General features: G+C 64.8%; 16 protein-coding genes. 8 read left to right on the top strand and 8 right to left on the bottom strand.

Going from position 1 to position 19823, the window contains the following annotated elements; genetic code table 11:
* Positions 1–528 precede the first annotated feature (528 nt).
* On the top strand, positions 529–777 hold the full coding sequence (locus tag ACZXDY_RS08735; protein WP_464345199.1) for a high-potential iron-sulfur protein: 249 nt from the start codon (positions 529–531) through the stop codon (positions 775–777).
* Positions 778–944: 167 nt separating this feature from the next.
* On the opposite strand, the gene ACZXDY_RS08740 is transcribed toward ACZXDY_RS08735, so the two are convergent.
* Positions 945–2390: a helix-turn-helix domain-containing protein gene (locus tag ACZXDY_RS08740; protein WP_464345200.1), complete on the bottom strand. Its 1446-nt coding sequence runs from the start codon at positions 2388–2390 to the stop codon at positions 945–947.
* 200 nt (positions 2391–2590) lie between these two features.
* Between ACZXDY_RS08740 and ACZXDY_RS08745 the strand changes: the two genes are divergently transcribed.
* From ACZXDY_RS08745 to ACZXDY_RS08755, 3 genes are all read left to right on the top strand, one after another.
* The gene (locus ACZXDY_RS08745) at positions 2591–4228 is read left to right on the top strand and encodes an isocitrate lyase (protein WP_464345201.1); all 1638 of its coding nucleotides are present in this window, start codon (positions 2591–2593) and stop codon (positions 4226–4228) included.
* A gap of 25 nt (positions 4229–4253) precedes the next feature.
* Entirely contained in the window at positions 4254–4463 is a 210-nt protein-coding gene (locus ACZXDY_RS08750; RefSeq protein WP_028167478.1) for a DUF4170 domain-containing protein, read from the top strand.
* A 211-nt stretch (positions 4464–4674) separates the two neighbouring features.
* Entirely contained in the window at positions 4675–5232 is a 558-nt protein-coding gene (locus ACZXDY_RS08755) for a hypothetical protein (RefSeq protein WP_464345202.1), read from the top strand.
* A 5-nt stretch (positions 5233–5237) separates the two neighbouring features.
* Here ACZXDY_RS08755 and ACZXDY_RS08760 read toward each other — a convergent pair whose 3' ends face one another.
* On the bottom strand, positions 5238–6125 hold the full coding sequence (locus ACZXDY_RS08760; protein WP_208821660.1) for a metallophosphoesterase family protein: 888 nt from the start codon (positions 6123–6125) through the stop codon (positions 5238–5240).
* A 145-nt stretch (positions 6126–6270) separates the two neighbouring features.
* Here ACZXDY_RS08760 and ACZXDY_RS08765 point away from each other — a divergent pair, with 145 nt between their 5' ends.
* From ACZXDY_RS08765 to ACZXDY_RS08780, 4 genes are read left to right on the top strand one after another with little or no spacing between them, the layout of a single operon-like run.
* Positions 6271–6747 carry an NUDIX domain-containing protein gene (locus ACZXDY_RS08765; RefSeq protein WP_464345277.1) on the top strand — a complete coding sequence of 159 codons (477 nt, stop codon included), beginning with the start codon at positions 6271–6273 and terminating at the stop codon, positions 6745–6747.
* A 57-nt stretch (positions 6748–6804) separates the two neighbouring features.
* Positions 6805–7950, top strand: a complete 1146-nt coding sequence (locus tag ACZXDY_RS08770; protein ID WP_464345203.1) for a hypothetical protein — start codon at positions 6805–6807, stop codon at positions 7948–7950.
* Positions 7951–7967: 17 nt separating this feature from the next.
* A complete protein-coding gene (locus tag ACZXDY_RS08775) occupies positions 7968–8927 on the top strand; it encodes a glycosyltransferase family 2 protein (RefSeq protein WP_464345204.1) in 960 nt (319 codons plus the stop codon).
* A 48-nt stretch (positions 8928–8975) separates the two neighbouring features.
* Entirely contained in the window at positions 8976–9488 is a 513-nt protein-coding gene (locus ACZXDY_RS08780) for a GNAT family N-acetyltransferase (protein ID WP_028167472.1), read from the top strand.
* A gap of 58 nt (positions 9489–9546) precedes the next feature.
* Here ACZXDY_RS08780 and ACZXDY_RS08785 read toward each other — a convergent pair whose 3' ends face one another.
* The 6 genes from ACZXDY_RS08785 to ACZXDY_RS08810 form a co-directional block, all read right to left on the bottom strand.
* On the bottom strand, positions 9547–11928 hold the full coding sequence (locus ACZXDY_RS08785; RefSeq protein ID WP_028167471.1) for a TonB-dependent receptor: 2382 nt from the start codon (positions 11926–11928) through the stop codon (positions 9547–9549).
* Between the two features lie 102 nt (positions 11929–12030).
* Entirely contained in the window at positions 12031–12444 is a 414-nt protein-coding gene (locus ACZXDY_RS08790) for a DUF2946 family protein (RefSeq protein ID WP_464345205.1), read from the bottom strand.
* Positions 12445–12719: 275 nt separating this feature from the next.
* A complete protein-coding gene (locus ACZXDY_RS08795) occupies positions 12720–14783 on the bottom strand; it encodes a hypothetical protein (protein WP_464345206.1) in 2064 nt (687 codons plus the stop codon).
* A 133-nt stretch (positions 14784–14916) separates the two neighbouring features.
* A complete protein-coding gene (locus ACZXDY_RS08800; protein ID WP_464345207.1) occupies positions 14917–17721 on the bottom strand; it encodes a DUF4159 domain-containing protein in 2805 nt (934 codons plus the stop codon).
* Positions 17718–18659, bottom strand: coding sequence for a DUF58 domain-containing protein (locus tag ACZXDY_RS08805; RefSeq protein ID WP_464345208.1), 942 nt, complete (start codon positions 18657–18659; stop codon positions 17718–17720). Before ACZXDY_RS08805 ends, ACZXDY_RS08800 begins: the two co-directional genes overlap by 4 nt.
* A complete protein-coding gene (locus tag ACZXDY_RS08810) occupies positions 18659–19654 on the bottom strand; it encodes an AAA family ATPase (protein WP_028167466.1) in 996 nt (331 codons plus the stop codon). The genes ACZXDY_RS08805 and ACZXDY_RS08810 overlap by 1 nt, the downstream gene beginning before the upstream one ends.
* Positions 19655–19823: the final 169 nt, after the last annotated feature.

Genomic DNA, 19823 nt, shown 5'->3' on the forward strand with positions numbered 1-19823 from the left:
GGTTGAACCTGTGGTCCTACCCCCGTGCTTTTTGTTGCACGGGACCCATGGGTGCAACCGGCACCCGGCTTTCCCTGTGCCCTCTGCTATCGAGGAGGGTAACGGTCACGCAAACCTCGGGCGCATCGCGCCGCGAGAACGCGGACTTATATCCTCACGCCACACTCCACCGTCATGCCCCCGAAGGCGGGGCATCCAGTATCCGGCGGCGTCTCAACTAATCTCAGCGGCCACTGGAATACTGGATCGTTCGGTCAATCCGGACGATGACAGCGGAGAGCTGTTTGACATTTGAATCAGAACTCTTGAATCAGAACTCTCCGTCCGTCGTCCCGGGCTGCGATAGTCGTAGGATGGGTAGAGCGAGGCGAAACCCATCATCGTCCCGCTTGCTCCATCGCGATGGGTTTCGCTTCGCTCTACCCATCCTACATGCCAACCACAAATGCATGCTGGTTCGCCACGTTGGGGCCGTGTTCTCTTTACTATGATCGCAGGCAATCACAGGACGATCGAAGGGCGATCAGCATGGATCAGTTGCGGCGAAAACTCATCCGCACACTTCTCGGCGCCGCGCCGGCCGCCTTGCTGATGCGCAGGTCACCGGCGAATGCGGCGGAAAAGATGACGCTGCAGCAGGCGGGCTATCAGGACACGCCGAACGGCATCTATAGCTGCGGCATGTGCACATTCTTCGACGCACCGAAATCCTGTAAGGTTGTGGCCGGCGACATCAGCCGCGACGGCTGGTGCAAGGTCTTTGCAGCGGTGGATTGAGTGCGGAGAACGCGAAGGTAGACAAAGGCGCGCTCGTCTCTATCTCCTCACCCTGAGGAGCCTGCGAAGCAGGCGTCTCGAAGGGCGAGGCCACCGGCGGGGCCTCATCCTTCGAGACGCGGCGAAGACGCCGCTCCTCGGGATGAGGAGCGAACACGGCGCACTCGTTACAACTCCCGCGCATTCGAAAACGCAAACGAACTGACCCGCCGCGTGTTCTCGTCCAGGATCAGCGTGCGCGTGATCGGCGGCTCGGCGCGCTGGGCGCAGTTCTCGCGCTCGCACAGGCGGCAGTTGACGCCGATCGGCGTGCCCTCGGCCTTCTCGAGGTCCATGCCGGCGGCGTAGACGAGGCGCGAGGCGTGGCGGATCTCGCAGCCAAGGCTGATTGCAAAGCGCGGCTGCGGCAGCGGGTGCGGGGCGATCGGCCGGCGCACCATCTGCGCGATCGAGAAATAGCGCGTGCCGTCGGGCAGCTCGATCACCTGCTTGAGCAGGCGGTCCGGGGTGTCGAAAGTCGAATGCACGTTCCACAGCGGGCAGGTGCCGCCGAATTTCGAGAACGGAAACGTGCCGGAGGAGAAGCGCTTGGACACGTTGCCGGCATTGTCGACGCGCAGCATGAAGAACGGGACGCCGCGCGCGTTCGGCCGCTGCAGCGTGGTGAGGCGATGGCAGATCTGCTCGAAGCCGGCGTTGAAGCGCTGCGCCAGCACATGCACGTCGTAGCTCAGCGCCTCGGCGGCGCTCAGGAAGGGCTGGTAGGGCATCATCACGGCGGCGGCGAAATAGTTCGCGAGCGTGATGCGGTAGAGCCGCCGCGCCGCATCGTCGAGCGGCCCGCCGCGACCGGCGATGGAATCGATGCTTGCTCCGCATTCGGCGAGCCCGATCTGCAGCGCGAGCTGGAAGGTGCGGCTCGGCGTATCGACCAGCTCGGAGATCAGGAGCTGCCGGCGATGGCGGTCGAAGCGCCGCAGCGTCTCGCGCATCACGTCAACAGGCATGATCCGGGTCACGATCGAATGCTTTTCGCGCAGCCGCGCCGAGAGCGCGGCGAACAGCCCGTCGGCAGCCACGTTCAGTTCGTCGCGCAAATTCTCCGCCGCGGTCTCGAGTTCGGGGAAATAGTTGCGGTTGGCCTCGATCAGATCGCGCACGCGCTCGATCGGATTGGCCTCGAAGCGGGCGCCCTCGTTGCGGTCGGCCATCTGGGCGGCAACCAAAGTCTCGCCGCGGCGCGCCTCGGTATAGGCGGCGTAGAGCCGCTGCAGCGCGTGCGTCACGCCCGGGCAGAGCTCGGCGAGGTCGCGCAGTTCCTGCTTGGGAATATCGATCTGGCGGAACAGCGGATCGGAGAAGATCTCGTTGAGCTCGGCGAAGAAGCGATCCTCGTCGGCGGTCGCAAGGTCCCGCAGGTCGAGGTCGTAGGTCTCCGCCAGGCGGAGCAGGATCTGGGCCGTGACCGGGCGCTGGTTGCGCTCGATCAGGTTGACGTAGCTCGGGGAAATGCCGAGCCCCTCGGCGATCTGGGTCTGCGACAGCCCCAATTGCTGCCGGATCCGGCGGAAGCGTGGGCCGACAAACAGCTTTTTTCCGGACTCGGCAGGCATGGCAGTGTTCCTGACCTATTTATTACAAAATTTACAAAATGACATCTCACACAAGAACAGATGTTACATGACATCACCATTCGAATGCAAGGTATCTGTACTAATTCAACCGCTTCGCGTTTAGCTCCTGACACGCATTTCGCAATGCACTGTCACGAATGTCGATCGAAGTACGAACGGCAAAGACAAGGATCACGGACATGAACTACCAGCCACGTGGGATCAGCGACCGGGCTATCCAGGGACCGGCTTCCTATCTGAGCGAGATTGAAGCCGCCGAAGCACTCCTCAAGACCAAGGACACGTGGAACGGTGTGACCGCCGAGGCCGTGGCGCGCATGCGGCTGCAGAACCGCTTCAAGACCGGCCTCGATATCGCCCGCTACACCGCGGCGCTGATGCGCGCCGACATGGCCGCCTATGACAGCGACCCCACCAAGTACACTCAGTCGCTGGGTTGCTGGCACGGCTTCATCGCCCAGCAGAAGCTGATTTCGGTGAAGAAGCATTTCGGCACGACCGATCGCCGTTATCTGTACCTATCCGGCTGGATGATCGCCGCGCTCCGCTCCGAGTTCGGACCGCTGCCCGACCAGTCGATGCACGAGAAGACCTCGGTGCCAGCCCTGATCGAGGAGCTCTATACCTTCCTGCGTCAAGCGGACTCGCGCGAGCTGAACGATATCTTCCGCGCGCTCGACGCTGCCCGCAAGGAAGGCGACAAGGCCAAGGAAAAGGCGCTGATCGAAAAGATCGACAACTTCCAGACCCACGTCGTGCCTGTCATCGCCGACATCGATGCCGGCTTCGGCAACGCGGAAGCGACCTATCTGCTCGCCAAGAAGATGATTGAAGCGGGCGCCTGCGCCCTGCAGATCGAAAACCAGGTCTCGGACGAGAAGCAGTGCGGCCACCAGGACGGCAAGGTCACCGTGCCGCATGAGGTCTTCCTGGCGAAGATTCGCGCCTGCCGTCACGCGTTCCTTGAGCTCGGCGTCGAAGACGGCGTCGTCGTGACCCGCACCGACTCGCTCGGCGCCGGCCTCACGCAACAGATCGCCGTGAGCCACAAGCCCGGCGACATCGGCGACCAGTACAACAGCTTCCTGGATTGCGAGGAAGTGACGGCCTCCAACGCTCGGAACGGCGATGTCATCATCAACCAGAACGGCAAGATGATGCGTCCGAAGCGGCTGCCCAGCAATCTCTATCAGTTCCGCCCCGGCACCGGCGAAGACCGCTGCGTGCTGGACTGCATCACCTCGTTGCAGAACGGCGCCGATCTGCTGTGGATCGAGACCGAGAAGCCGCATATCGAGCAGATCGCCAAGATGGTCGATCGGATCCGCAAGGTCGTTCCGAACGCGAAGCTGGCCTACAACAACTCGCCGTCCTTCAACTGGACGCTGAACTTCCGTTGGCAGGTCTACGACGCGATGAAGGAAGCCGGCAAGGACGTCAGCAAGTACAACCGTGCCGAGCTGATGAAGGCGGAATACGACGACACGCCGCTGGCAATCGAAGCCGACGAGCGCATCCGCACCTTCCAGGCCGATTCAGCCAAGCGTGCCGGCATCTTCCATCATCTGATCACGTTGCCGACCTATCACACGGCAGCTCTGTCGACTGACAATCTCGCAAGGGAGTATTTCGGCGAGCAGGGCATGCTTGGGTACGTGAAGAATGTTCAGCGCCAGGAGATCCGTCAGGGTATCGCCTGCGTCAAGCATCAGAACATGGCCGGCTCGGATATCGGCGACGATCACAAGGAATATTTCGCCGGCGAGGCCGCTCTGAAGGCGGGCGGCGTCCACAACACGATGAACCAGTTCGGCTAACGGTTGGATTGATCAGGAGATTATCATGACCACAGGCAGCAATTTCTGGGTGATCGGCGGCGAGTTCGGCTCGATGAACTTCCACAAGCTCGTCGAAGGCTCGGCCCAGGTCAAAGGTCCGTTCAAAACCCGCAAGGAAGCGGAGGACTGCTGGCGCGAAGTGTCGGAAGAGAACCGCCACAAGGCCGGCGTACGCTTCTCCATCGTGGAGGAGCCCTCCCGCGTCCCGGCCTGAGGCTGCCGACGGTCAAGCGTAGAAGAAGACGTCCAAGGACGGACGGCCCCATTCGGATTTCCGGGTGGGGCTGTCTGATTTCGGGACCCCCCTTTGAGGCCCCTTGGGGATAAGTCGCGCGATAAACCCTTGGGAACCAACGGCCTTTGCGGACGTAACGGTTACTGATAGGTTAATAGGCGTAAAACCCGTCAGGACGAGGCCGCAAGGGATGTCGGACGCCCAGAATACCGGCAATGCCGCGAGCGAGATGCGGCCGACGCTGCGCGAAGCCTTGCGCAAGGCGCGGATCGAGGCTGCGGACCGCACCGGCGTCGTCGTCGAGCTGCGCGATGCCGAGGTCGCGCGGCTGGAAATCTTGAACGAGGCGCTTGATCCCTTGTTTGCGCAGGTGCCGGAAAAGGTCGATCTGTTCGACCGCGGCATCAGCCAGGGCGAGACGCCGCGGCTGTGGATCGATGTCGTTGCCCATGTCGTGATGGGGCGCGACAAGCGGGTCTACCGCTTCGTGCAGGACACCCGCTTCGGCCGCATCGTGCTCGCCGAATCGCATGATGTGCCTGTCATCGTCGATGCCGTCACCGACTATGTTTCCCGCCGCATGATCGAGCGCGAGCATGCGATGGTGGCGACGGCGAAGGTGGCGGAGCCCGTGCCCGCCGAGAAGCCGCGGCGCCGCCGCGGGTTCGGGATGTTCCTGCTCGGCTTCATCCTCGGCGCGCTCGCGCTGTTCGGCCTCGCCCTGTTCGCGAGCCTGGGCAATCTCTAGCAGCGTCACACCAGCCGCGTGTCGCTCAGACGCCCGACGCGCAGGTCGTCGCCGATCCCGCGCACCACTTGCTCGCAGCGCCAGGCATTGCCGTCGCGCTCGATCGAAAACAGATTATACGCCGCCGCCGGATAGTGATGGCGCGGCAGCGCCGAAGCCGAGGGCACGCCGATCGCCGGGATCTTGCCGCTGGGGCCGTCGAACCACATCGTGGAATGGATGTGGTCATGGCCGTGCAGGATCAATTCCACGCCGTATCGCTTGATGAGATCGAGCAGCTTGTGCGAGTCGGTGAGCCGCTTGACGCGCGCATCCGAATGCAGGGGATGATGAACCAGCAGCACGCGGAAGGCACCTTCGGTCGACAACTCCGCCAGCATCCGCTCGAGCGCCGCGAGCTGCGCGTGGCCGAGCCATCCGGTCGCCATCAAGGGCGGCGTCGGCACCGCGGAGGATGTCCCGATCAGGGCCACCGGACCGCGCCGGCGCAGGAACGGAAACAGCGCGGCGCCGTCTGCGCCATCGCCGCGCAGATAGTCGGCGAAGGTCGTGGCGAAGCGATGCCGCGTTGCCCGCACATAGGCGTCGTGATTGCCGGGAACGACGGTCACGCGATCCGGCGGGCCGACGCTCTCGAGCCAGGCGCGTGCCGGCTTGAACTCGGTCTCCAGCGCCAGATTGACGAGATCGCCGGTAATCGCAATGTGATCCGGATGTTGCCCCTGCAGATCCGCCACCAGCGCATCCAGCACCTCGCGCCGATGGTATTTGTGCCGGTTGCGGGTCCAGTTCAGATAGCCGAAGGCGCGCTTGCCTGCGAGGTCGCGCAGCCGCGCCACCGGCAGCGGCGGCAGATGCGGATCGGACAGATGCGCCAACCGAAACGCCGCCATCATTCCGTCCCTGTTGGCCTGTCCGTGATATACAGCCGCGGCATGGTTATTCCCTGATGGTCCGCATTCTATTGGCAAGCGGGCGGCTTCCGCGCAAGGATCAAACGTCGTTGTCGTTCCAGTCGAGGTTTTCGTGACGTTCCTGATGGATTTGCGCAAGCGCTACGAGCCGCAGCTCAGGCGGGTGTTCCATCTCTATTTTCGGCTGGCACGCGGCATGACGCTCGGCGTGCGTGCGGTCGTGCTTAACCACGAGAACAAGGTGTTCCTGGTCAAGCACAGCTATGTCAGCGGCTGGTATCTGCCGGGCGGAGGCGTCGAGGTCGGCGAGACGCTAATGGAAGCGCTGCGGCGTGAGCTCGAGGAGGAGGGGCGCATCGAGCTTGCGGGCGCCCCGGTGCTGCACGGTGTCTTCCTCAACAGCCACGTCTCCCGCCGCGACCATGTCGCGGTCTATGTCATCAGGCAGTACCGCCAGGACCGCCTGCCGGAGCCGAACCATGAGATCGTGGACACCGGTTTCTTCGATCCGGCGGCATTGCCCGCCGACACCACGCCCGGTACCCGCCTGCGGATCGCCGAAGTGCTCGATGGCGGGGCGCCGATCGCCACATGGCGCTAGCGACGGCTTGTGCTAGAAGACCCAACCTTGAAGATGGAACGCCGCGACAGGGGCCGGATGAAACAATTGAAAACCGCCTTCGGCGTCGTGTTGCTGCTGATCCTGATCAGCAACGTCTGGACAATCTCGAAATGGAACGAAAGCCGCGGCGTCTACGATGACATCTGCTACCTCCGCCAGGCGCATCTGTTCCAGCGGTTCGGCGCCAGCGGCCTGGACACGAACGTCGTCAGGGATGACGACGGCTACACGCTGCGTAAACTCCAGGAGATCCACTTCCCGGATCCGGGCGATCCCGCGCGCTGGCCGTGCCACACCTTGACGGCGGCGTTGAACAAGGTCGTGCTGCAATATCCGCCGGGCACCGGCTTTGTGCTCGCGCTGTTTCCGTCGGGCTTCCAGGTGACTCCGCTCTATGCCGCCGCGTCGATCGCGATTTTCGCCGTCGCGCTGCTTGCCCTGGCCCGCGCTGCCACGCGTTCCGCTGTCGTGCTCGCCGGCCTGTTCGGTATCGTGGCGCTCTATTTGATGATCAACCCGACCAAGGCAAGCTATTCCGTGGCGCCAACCATGATCGTCTGTGCGCTGACCGGATTCCTGACCGCGCGGCTGTTTGCGAGTAGCGGCGCACGTCGCATCCTGCTTGCCGCGTCGGTCGGCTTGTTGATCGGCCTTTCCGTCAATTTCCGTCTGCCGAATCTGTTTCTGTCGGCAGGCTATGCGGTGTTCTTCCTTATCGCCTTCCTGCGCGCACGGAACATGAACACCTTTTGGCAAGGTCTTTCGTTCGGCGTCGCGTTCCTGATCGGCATGGCACCGACACTGATCGCGAATGCGATCAATGCGGGAAGCCCGTTCTCGACCACCTATGGCGGTGTCGACGCGGTGCCGCCGGCATTGGATGCGTCCGTCCTGCTGCAATATGTGCGGGATGCGCAATTCCCGCTGCTGCTGATTGCGATCGCCTGGGTGGTGGCGCTGTGGCGGTCAGGGGGACGCGTGGCGACACGACAGATTGTCGCCGTCGTCGCGCTTAACCTCGTCATCAATCTGATCTTCTTCATGAGCCATCCCGTCTTCACGCCCTATTACGTGATCCCGATTGTCATGCTGTCATTGTGGACGTTGTTGTTCGCTACCCTGGATCATTGGGCGCCGAAGCTCGCGGATGATTTTGGCATGCCGCAAAAAGCGAGTGCCTGATGGTGAGCGAGGACGTCATGGCTCGGTCAGCGACGGTGGCGATGGCGGCGTCCGCATTGCGCGTCGCGGTGCTTGTGCCGTGTTTCAACGAGGAAGCGGCGATCGGCACTGTGGTTTCCGATTTCCGCAAGGCACTGCCGGAGGCGCAGATCTTCGTCTATGACAACAACTCGCGCGACCGTACCGCCGAGATCGGGCGTGCCTCGGGTGCAGAGGTCCGCAGCGAGCGGCGCCAAGGCAAGGGGCATGTGGTGCGGCGGATGTTTGCCGACATTGACGCGGACATCTATGTTCTGGTCGATGGCGATGCGACCTATGACGCGCCGAGCGCCTCGCGCATGATCGAGATGCTGGTGAACGATCATCTCGACATGGTGGTCGGCGTCCGGATCGATCAATCCGCGGCCGCCTACAGAAGAGGCCACCGCACCGGCAACCGGATGCTGACCGGCTTCCTGTCCGCCGTGTTTGGCCACGCATTCCGCGACATCCTGTCCGGCTATCGGGTGTTCTCGCGCCGCTTCGTCAAATCCTTTCCGGTGCTGTCGGACGGCTTCGAGATCGAGACCGAGCTCAGCGTCCATGCTCTGGAATTGGCATTGCCGGTCGGCGAGATCGAGACGCCCTATTATGCTCGCCCGGAGGGATCGGTCAGCAAGCTGAACACCTGGCGCGACGGGTTTCGGATTCTCGGAACCATCCTGAGGCTTTACCGTTCAGAGAAGCCGCTGCGGTTTTTCACCGGCATCGGCGTGGTCCTCGCGCTGATCTCGATCGTGCTGGCGATCCCGATCGTCATCACCTTCATCGAAGAGGGCATCGTGCCACGGCTGCCGACGGCGGTGCTGTCGACCGGCCTCATGATCGTGGCGATGCTGTCGGTCTCATCAGGGCTGGTGCTTGACACGGTGACCCGCGGCCGCCGCGAGATGAAGCTGCTCGCGTACCTGTCCCAGCCGGCTATTAACAAGAAATGACGCGGGCGATGGACCGCGCCCGATCCAGGTGCTATCCCGCGCATCACCATGAGTGATTTGTCGCTGACCATCCTGCCGGAAACGCCGAACGACGCCCAGGCGATCGAGCGCCTGCACGAACGCACGTTCGGGCCCGGCCGTTTCGTGCTTAGCGCCTATCGGCTGCGCGAACATGTCGACCATCTGCTCGATCTGTCCTTTACCGCGCGCATCGGCACGCTCCTGGTCGGTTCGGTCAGGCAACTGCCCGTCATGATCGGCGACACGCCGGCGTTGATGCTGGGCCCATTGACCGTGGAGCCGCCTTTTCGTGACCGCGGCGTCGGCCGCGCGCTGCTCGACCGCGCGCTCTCCGATGCCAAGGCCAAAGGGCACCGCCTCGTGATCCTGGTCGGCGACGAGCCTTACTACAGCCGCGTCGGCTTCAAGGTGGTCCCGAAGGGCAGGGCGACCATGCCCGGCCCGGTTGACTACAATCGCCTGCTGGTGGCCGAACTGGTGGAGGGCGCCTTCGCCGACGTCTCCGGTCCGATCGGCCCCGATTGGAGCAAGGCACGGTAGAGGAAGTCACCGTGCTCTCCCTCTTCCGCAGCAAGCGAAAGAGGGAGCAGGAACCGGCTCAGAACTTCAGGTTCGCAAAGGCCCTGACGCCAATGCCGGGCAGCAGCACCTGGTCCTTGGTATAGGAGACGGAGTTGCGGATGTTCTCGTTGAGCAGGTTGTTGCCGACGAGGCCGACCGTCATCTCGCGTGCGCCGATCCAGGACTGGTCGAGCTTGGTGTTGTAGCTGACCTCCGCCTTTAATAGGTTGTAGCCCGCCGTCGGCGTCTCCGCGATCGGAGCGACGTCGTTCTGTGCAAACGCGTGCAGCAGGTTGACGCGCATGAACCAGTTGTCGTCGCGCCAATAGACGCCGCCACCGAGGCGCATCGGCGGAATGCGTGGCACGTTGGTGCCGTCGCTGAATGTGGCGCGGACGATGTCGAACTGGTTCTCGATGCCCCAGATGCCGCTATAGAGCGGCCCGATATCGAGCTGGCTCTGGAACTCGCCGCCGCGGAAGGTGGCGTTGCGCTGGGAATAGACCGCCTGGTTCAATTCACCGTCGGGCGCGCCGCAGGAATTGAAGTCCCCGTCACACATCACGCCGGTGAGCCGGCGAAAGATGAAATTGTCGAAATGGGTGTAGTAGGCGGTTGCCTCGAAGCGGAACGGTCCGGTCGCCTTGCGCAGGCCGATCTCGACCGATTTCGCGGTCTCGATCGTCAGGTTGGGATTGCCGATATCGAAGGTGGCGGTAGCGTCATGCGGGCCGCGCGAAAACAGTTCCGCGGGCTTTGGCGCGCGCTCGACATATTGTGCGGTGATGCTGCCGACGAGATCGTAGGGCAGGTTCTGGATCAACCCGATGCTGCCGCTTTTCGGCGTAAAGGACGGATTGCGGGCGATGTTGAACTGCGGATTGCCGTCAGGCAGGAAGTCGGGTGGGAAATTCGGTGTCGAGCCGTGCAACTCGACATGCTCGATACGGCCGGCGATCTGCGCCTTGGTGGTCTCGGAGAATTTGAACTCGTTGAAGACGTAGCCGGCGATACGGTTGTTGTTGTTCGGATTCCACAGGCCGTTGAATAGCGAACCGGGATCGTCCGGGCTCGGAGCGGTCAATTCCTGGTGGCCACCCTGCAGGCCGAACGCGGTGGTCACCTCGGCAAAGCGCGCGTTGAACGGCATCAACTGAACCTCGACGCGGGCCTCCTGCTCCTTGTTGGTGAAGGTCTGACGTACGCCGTCGCTGAAGGGATTGGCTGGATCCGCCAGCCCAAGCTCGTTGTGTCTGTAGTCGGTCGCGCCGGCCCAGAGACGGATTGCGTCGATGGCCGCGGCATCCGGCCGGTATTCGCCTTTCATGGTGATCTTGGTCTGATGTGCGTCGATCCGGGTCTGATGGTCGGCGCCGTCGATACCAGGGATGTGATAAAGTGTATCGTTTTGGGTGATTGCGGCGCCGATGAAGCCGCCATTGAAGATATACGAGCCGCCGATCGAGGCACCATCCGCCTGCATGGCCGAATTCGGCTGGCGGTAGTTCACCGGTCTCGAGTGGTCGAACAAGTAGGGATAGCTCGGGATGTCGTAATCGCCGGCCTTGCGACCAAAGGCGTCGGCGTGAAACGCGAAATTGCCTGCGCCGGTATCGAGCAGGATGCCGCCGTCGACGCCACGGTCGGCGGAGTTAACCGCTGTTCGCGTCTCGACGTTCACGCAAGGTGACGAAGGCGCGCCGGCCAGCGGCGCTTTCGCCGGCAGGCCGTAGGTTTGGAACGGCGGGGCGGCGCATGAGGGAAGGGCGTCCGGAATGCGGTTGTTGGTCGCGCTGACGATGCCTCCGATCGAAGTCGAGCCGTAACGCATCGCCGCCGGACCACGAATGACCTCGACCTGGTTGGTGGCGAGCGGATCAACCGGCACGTAATGATCCTCACCGAGATCCGAGGCGCCGCCGGCGTTATTGCCGTTCTCGATGATTCCAACGCGATTGACGTCGAGACCTCGGATAATGGGCCGGCTCGAAGCGCCCGGCGCAAAGGTTGAGCCGGTGATGCCCGGTTTGGAAAACAGGAGGTCACCGAGCTGTGCGGTGCCCTCGCGGCGAATTTCCTCGTTCGGCACCACGGTGACCGTTGCGAACTGATCAGTCACGACCTGCAGCACCCCTTGCTGTGGCGCTGGCGGCGCGGCCGGCGCGGGCTGCGGTTGTTGGGCTACGCGCTCGCGATTGCGGCCGGGCGTGCTGCGCGCGGCGCGAACGGGGGCGCGCGCCGGAGCAACGGCCCGGTGGCGCCGCACGATCGGACTTGGTGCCGTTACGTTGATGTCAGGCAGTTGCGTTGCCGGCGCCGCTGCGGGTGCATCCTGAGCGATCGCGCCGCTGCCGAGCGCGCATAGTACCAGCCAGCTTGCTCCACCGATGTGGAAAGCTCGTTTTTTCTTGAATCCCATTTTCCTGATCCTGATGTCGTCGGCCGCGCCGACGGACCCGATTGCGATGTGCTTCGCATCTCGCTTGAGCAGCGGGCGTGCGAAGGCGGTTCGGTCAATCGATCAGGAGAGGGGTGGCGCGCGCGACTGGAACGCTCGACGGGCGGTGCCGAGATAGGCGAAGCCGGCTTCGGTGGTGAGCTGGAGAAGTTCGATCGCCTGCGGCAGCAACAGCACCGGAGGCGTTGCGAACAGCATGCCGTGCGCCATCGTGATGACGGCGCAGATGGCGCAGCCGTCGGCGGGCTGCTGATGGTTATCCTGGCGCGGAGATTGTTGCTGGGGCGCGGACAGGCTCGCCGCATCCGTGACCACGAGGTCCGCGGCACGAAGGAAGTCGGTCTGCGATGTCGCGGTCTGGAGCGCGGGAGCGGCCTGCGCCGGATGGAAGTGGCCGAACGACAGCACAAACTGGACGGCGAGCGCGAACAGCGCCAGCCGCGCGCCAAGTTTGACGTGTTTTCGAATCCACTTCACGAATCTATGCCCACCCCGGGGACGGCCTACCCTGACCGGCCCGATGTTACATTATAACATCGGAAGGAGATGGCGGTGTCAACCGCGGCTCGGGCGAGCGTCGCGCGATCAGTTGAGGCTGTGTGATTGTTGCAACGGCGCGGATGATAGACCCTCATGGTGAGGAGGCGCATAGCGCCGTCTCGAACATGAGGCCCTGATCTCACTCGGAGCCCATCCCTCGAGACGCCGCTTCGCGGCTCCTCGGGATGAAGGGAGACCGTGGCCGATTTCGCCTACCGTCCCTCGCGGAGCCAGGTGGCGGCGAAAGCACCGAGCAGCAGCAACAGGCCGATCAGCCCTGCGAACATCGGCAGCACGCCGACGCCCTTGACGACGCTGGCGTCGCGCATCCTGACGCCCATCCAGCCCTCGCCGCGGAACACGCTCGACGCACGGACCGGCACGATGCGGGGCATGTCGAGGCTGGTGCCGTCGACCACGCGGCGGGCGTCGCCGCCTGTTGCCTGCGCCAGCGGCTTCAGCATCTCGGTCGTGGAGGTCACTTCCGAGAATTCCTTCGGGTTGGTCGGACCGACATTGACCAGCGCCTTCAGCGTGCCGTCGGTCGCCTGCCACAGGCCGAGCTCGTTGGCGGGCAGCGTCGCCTTCCATTCGCCCGGCTCGCCCTGGGTCAGCGTCATCTCGCGCGTGGCGCCGCTTGGCGAGGTCACGGTGACAGGCGGGACGCTGTCGCCCATGGTCTGGCGCACCACGGAGAGATCGCGGCCCTGGAGCTGCAGCCGCAACGCTTCCTCGTCCAGATCGGGCTGCTTCATCAGCCAGTGCGACATCCGCCTGAGCAGGTCGAGATGCGGACCGCCGCCCTCATAGCCGCGCGCCCACAGCCAGATGTGGTCGGAGAGCAGTAGCGCAACGCGGCCCTCGCCGAAGCGCGACAGCAGCAGCAGAGGCTTGCCGTCGGCGCCGGTCATCACAGGCTGGCCGATGGCGTTGCGCGTGTCGACGGTACGGAAGAAGCGGCTCCAATGCGGCGGCTCGCTGTTCGAGCCTTCCAGCCCGCGCGTCACCGGGTGGCGCTTTCCGGCGTCGGAGAGATGTGCATAGAACGGCTTCTCGGTGACGCCGACGGGTTCGGCCGGGAGTACCGAGTCGAGCGGCGTACGCCAGATGCTGGTGGTGGATGCATAGTCCGGACCGGCGGAGACCAGCACCGCGCCCCCCGCGCGGACGTAGCGCGCGATATTGTCGAAATAGGCGATCGGCAGCACGCCCTGGCGGGCATAGCGGTCGAAGATGATGAGCTGGAACTCGTTGATCTTCTGCTGGAACAGCTCGCGGGTCGGAAACGCGATTAGCGACAATTCATTGATCGGCGTGCCGTCCTGCTTTTCCGGCGGACGCAAAATGGTGAAATGCACGAGGTCGACGCTGGCGTCGGACTTCAGCAGGTTACGCCAAGTGCGCTCGCCGGAATGCGGCTCACCCGAGACGAGCAGCACACGCAGCTTGTCGCGCACGCCGTCAATCGCAACCACCGCGCGGTTGTTGACCAGCGTCAGTTCATTGTCGAGCGGAGATGCCTCGATCTCGACGATATTGGGTCCGGCATGCTTGATGTCGATGTCGACATTGGCGGTCTGGCCGCTCTGCAGCGTACGCTCGTTGATCACCTCGCCGTCGCGGCGCACGGTGATCCTGGCGCTCTGGCCGGTCACGCCCTGGTCGTCGAGCCGGTAGGTGATGGTCTGGGTCTGGCCGACGATGCCGAAGCGCGGCGCGGCCGAAATTGCAATCCGTCGATCACGCTCGTCCTTGCGGCCGGTGATCAGCGCGTGCACCGGCGCCTGGAAGCCGAGGCCGGCGGCATTGGCCGGGATGTCGTGCACACGGCCGTCGGTGATCAGGAAGGCACCGGCGACACGGTCGACCGGAACGTCCGACAATGCGGAGGACAATGCGCCGAACAGCTTGGTGCCGTCGGTCTCGCCGTCGGCCTGGCCGGCGTCGACGACGCGCACTTCCAGGCCCTTGATCTTCTTCAGGCTGTCGACCAAGGCCTCCTGCGCCTTCGCGGTCTCCTGGTTGCGCGTGCCGAAATTCTGGCTCGGGCTCTTGTCGATCACGACGGCGGCGACCGAGGATAAGGGTTCACGGTCCTCGCGGGTGAAGGAGGGGTTGGCAAGCGCGAGCAAAATGAGCGCCAGCGCCGCGACGCGTATCCATGCGCCGCGCGTGCGTGACAGCAGGAGAAGCGCCGCTATGACGACGATCGCCGCAAGGCCGATCCACAGCACGAGCGAGGGCACCAGCGGCGTGAAGGCAATGCCGTAATTCATAATGCGAACCTATCCGCATCGTCATGCCCGGGCTTGTCCCGGGCATCCACGTTCTTCGTGCCGAGCGGCGAGGCGTGGATGGCCGGGACAAGCCCGGCCATGACGGCGTGTGCGTGGTGAATGTCCCAGCGTATCATTGTCCCAGCCGCTCGATCAGGGCCGGCGCGTGCACCTGGTCGGCCTTGTAGTTGCCGGTCAGCGTATACATCACGATGTTCACGCCGGCGCGGAAGGCGAATTCGCGCTGGCGCGGCTCGCCGGGGGTGAGCGGCAACATCGCCTGGCCGTCGGGCCGGATCGCCCAGGCGCCGGCGAGATCGTTGGAGGTGATGATGATCGGCGAGACGCCGTCGCCGCCGCGCGCGGGCCGCTGCGCGGCTTCGTCATCGTCCTCGCGCGGGAGCGTCTCGACCCAGGTCTGGCCCGAAGTGAAGCGCCCGGGGAAGTCGCGCAACAGGTAGAACGTCTTGGTCAGCACGTGCTCACGCGGCACCGGCTCGAGCTCGGGCACGTCGAGCGAGGACAGAATCTCGCGCAGCGCCTGCATGCCCGGCGTCTGCGAGCTGCCATTGTCGCCGGGCGGCGCCTCGACGGCGTCGCGGGTGTCGAACAGCACGGTGCCGCCCTGCTTCATATAGGCGTCGATCTTGTTGATCGCGTCCTGCGGAGGCTTTGGCGCGCCGGGCACGATCGGCCAGTAGATCAGCGGGAAGAAGGCGAGTTCGTCGCGCGCGGGGTCGACGCCGACGGGATCGCCGGCTTCCAGCGCGGTGCGTTGCGCCAGGAACAGTGTCAGCCCGGACATGCCGGCTTTCACGATGGAGTCGACGTCGGCATTGCCGGTGACGACATAAGCGAGCCGCGTCTGCGAAACCGCCTTCATGGCGAAGTCGTCGCTGTTCTCGGCGCGCGTGGCGGACGGCGCCATCGATGCCAGCAGGAAGGCGAGCGCCAGCGCCGCAGGTGCCGCGCGCCGCCGCCACAGCGCGGCAAGGCCGGCGCCGAGCATGGCCACCACGATGGCATCGAGCAGGAACAGGCCGAGCGCCGATGACAGCAGGATGCCGCGGAGGTCGCGTGGCTCGGCATTGGTGTAGCTCGCCCGCCGTGCACGCAGGGCAGACGTGTCGAGCGGGGCGATGCGGTCGGCGGTCGCCAGCGTGTTGACGGCGATCGGGGCGTCAGCCGGGCCGTAGAGGCCGGGCGGGTGATCCGGTGTCGCGCGGTCGCGATAGTCGGCCAGCATTGGTTTGGCGGTCGACGGCGGCGGACCGAACGCGCCAAAGCCATCCAGCGTGCGGAGCGGGGCCACGGTCTCGGCCTTGGCTTCGCCGGCCACTCCAGCACCAGGCGTCGAGGTGTAGCCGGACATGTCGACCAGCCGCCGCAGCATCTCGACGAAAGTGCCGGACATCGGCAGGTCCGACCAGCGTGAGTCCGCGCCGACGTGGAATAGGCTGACCACGCCCTTGCCGCGATGCTCGCCGGTGACGAGCGGCGTGCCGTCTTCCAGCGACGCCCAGCTCTTAGTGGCGAGCACGGCATCCGGCTCGGCCAGCACCTGCCGGCTCACGGTAACGTCCTTCGGCACTGGAAGACCGGCGAACGGGCCCTCGGCTGTGAACGACGCCAGATGCTGCGGCTTCTCCCAGGTCAGGCTGCCGCCGAGGACGCGGCCACCGCGGCGCAGCTTCACCGGCACCAGATCGTCATCGGCTTGCGCCAGCCGTGGGCCGGCGAAACGCACCAGCACGCCGCCCTGGTCGATCCAGGCATTCAGCCGCTCGCGGATATCCGGCGACAGCGTGCCGACATCGGCCATCACGATCATCGGCAGCCGCTGGTCGAGGAATTGGGCGATCGCCTGCTGAGGCGCGCCGCGGTCGCCAAGACGCACATCGGCGAATGGCGACAATGCGCGGGAAAGGTAGAAGGTTGAGGCGAGCAGCGGCTGCGCGGTGTCGTTGGTCGCGCCGGAGACGACGCCGACCGCACGGCGCCGCCACCTCTTGTCGAGGAGCTGCACCGCGCCGGCGGAGCGCTCGCCTGATATCTCCAGCCGGGCGATGTCGTTGCGCAGTTCGACCGGGAGATCGAACGATGCCTCGGTCTCGCGATCCTGCGGGGCGAAGGCGTAGCGCGCCTCGCCGATCGGCGAGCCCTTGGCATCCAGCGCGCGAACCGTCCCGGAAGTGATGCCGGTCTCGGTGCGCAGGACCTTCACGGTCATCTTGGCCGCGGCGTTCTCGGCGGCAACGAGCGCCTGCGCGGACGGCGCACCGCCCTCGTAGATCGTCAGCGTGCGGTTTTCGACCAGCTTGCCGAGCCCTTCGGTGAATTCTGTGCCGCGCCCGGTGTCGACGCCGTCGGACAGCCAGGCGATCTCGGCATCGCCGGTGGCTTTCAGGAACCGATCGATGACCGGCAGCGTGTCGACGCGGTCGATCGAATAGGGCTTTGGCGCGAGCTGCCGCAGCGCGACGCGCGCGGTGCCGGCCGGCATCAGCGTGATGTCGCGCGCGGGCTCCGACAGCGGCACCAGCGCTACGCCGCGGCGGTCATTGTCCGCACTGGCGATCAGTTCGTCGGCGGCCCTGATCCGGGCGTCCCAGCTCGAGGCCGAGCTCCAGCCGTCGTCGAGCAGGATCACGAGCGGCGCCTTGGAGGATGCAAGCCCGGTCTGCGGATTCCAGATCGGCCCGGCCGCGGCGAAGATGACGAGCGCAGCGGCGAGGAGGCGCAGCAGCGTCAGCCACCATGGCGTGCGCGAGGGTGTTTCTTCCCTGGGCTGGATGTCGAACAGCAATCTGGTCGGCGGAAATTCGATACGCCGCGGCCGTGGCGGCATCACGCGGAGCAGCCACCAAAGGGCCGGCAGGCTCAGAAGGCCGAGCAGCAGCATCGGTTCGGCAAAGGACAGCGGCAGGCCTGCGATCATGCGCCGAGCCCCACTTTGACGGTGGACCGAACACTGGCCTTGCTCACCGTCATGCCGTTATGCAGGAACAATAGCAGCTCCGCCGCGGAGCGGCTGGTGGTGTGGGTCGAGAACAGCCAGTCGAGCCGGTTGGTCTCGGCGCGGATCTCGTCACGATGCAGCGCGACGCGCGCGACATAGTCGCTGGCCCAGCTCTCGGCGCGGCCCGCGGTAATCGCAGTGCCCGCTTCCGGTTCGACGAATTCGATGCGGCCGGAATAGGGAAATGTTTCCTCGGCGGGATCGACGACCTGGATCACCGTGCCGTGCGCGCCCGAGGCCGACAGCCCGGCGAGCGTGGTTCGGATTTCCGAAATGGGCGACCAGAAGTCCGACAGCACCACGATCTCGGAAAGCGCCGACGGCACGAAGGACGGCGGCAGGCTGGCGCGGGTCGCATCGTCATGCAGCATCGCCTGCGCCATCTTGTCGATGACCGTGCGGCTCGCGGTCGGGTTCATCAGGCCGGGAATGCCGACGCGTTCGCCGCCGGCGACCAATAACTCGGCCAGCGCAAAGGCGACGATCAGGCCGCGCTCGAGCTTGGAATCGCGCGCCTGCTTGGACGCGAACGCCATCGACGGCGAGCGGTCGGGCCAGATCCAGACAGTGTGCGCCGCCTCCCACTCCTGCTCGCGGACGTAGAGATGATCGTCGCGCGCCGAGCGCCGCCAGTCGACATTCTGCGACGGCTCGCCGGAGACGAAGCGGCGATATTGCCAGAAGCTCTCGCCGGCGCCTGCGCGGCGGCGGCCGTGCAAGCCATGGATGACGTTGTTGGCAATGCGGCGGGCCTCGAGCACCAGGCGCGGCAGCGACGCGGCGAGCGATCGGCTTTCGCCATCGGCACGTCGGACTGCGAGGATCTCCTCGTCCAGGCGCTTGTTCTCCGCGGCCATCAAGCGATCCGCGTCTTCAATTGCTTGATCACGTCAGGAATGGTGCGGCCTTCGGCGCGCGCAGTGAACGTCAGCGCCATGCGGTGCTTGAGCACGGGTTCGGCGAGATCGAGCACGTCGTCGATCGAGGGCGCGAGCCGCCCGTCGAGCAGGGCGCGGGCGCGGACGGCGAGCATCAAGGCCTGGCTGGCGCGCGGGCCCGGTCCCCAGGCGATCAGCTTCTCGCCTTCCGGATTGGGCCGCGCGGCGCGCACCAGCGACAGGATGGCGTCGACGACGGAATCGCCGACCGGCAGCCTTCGCACCAGTCGTTGCGCGCTGAGCAGCAGTTCCGCGTTCATCGCAGCCTTCGCCAGCGTTTCTTCCGCGCCGGTGGTTTCGAACAGGATGCGACGTTCGGCCTCACGGTCGGGGTAGTCGACATCGATCTCCATCAGGAAACGGTCGAGCTGCGCCTCGGGCAGCGGATAGGTGCCTTCCTGTTCCAGCGGGTTCTGCGTCGCCAGCACATGGAATGGCTTGGGAAGGTCATGGCGGGCGCCCGCAACCGTGATGTGCTGCTCCTGCATGGCTTGCAGCAGCGCCGATTGGGTGCGCGGGCTGGCGCGGTTGATCTCATCCGCCATCAGAAGCTGCGCGAATACCGGACCTGCGATAAAGCGGAACGAGCGCTTGCCCGTGTTGCTCTCGTCTAGCACCTCCGCGCCGAGGATATCCGACGGCATCAGGTCCGGGGTGAACTGGATGCGCTTGGTGTCGAGGCCGAGCGTGATGCCGAGCGTCTCCACGAGCTTGGTCTTGGCAAGGCCGGGAACCCCGATCAGCAGCGCATGCCCGCCGGAAAGGATCGTCACCAAGGTATTCTCGATCACCCGGTCCTGGCCGAAAATAACCGTGGAAATCGCCTCTTTCGCCGTACGGATCTGGCCGGCAACCTGCTCGGCCGAGCGGACGATCACGTCTTCCAGTTTTTCGACACTGTCTGCACCAGCCATTCCGTGCTCCTATCGACGGCGCAACCTTCACATCGTCACGCCATGGGCCCCAAGCTAAGCATAAGCGAAGGCCATGTATTCGTTGAATTAAACTATCCCCACCTTAGCGGCTTTTCAGGGTATGAACGCCATCACGATGTGGCGAGAACGGCATACCTACGCACATCTG

The organism is Bradyrhizobium sp. LeoB3 (assembly GCF_055456055.1).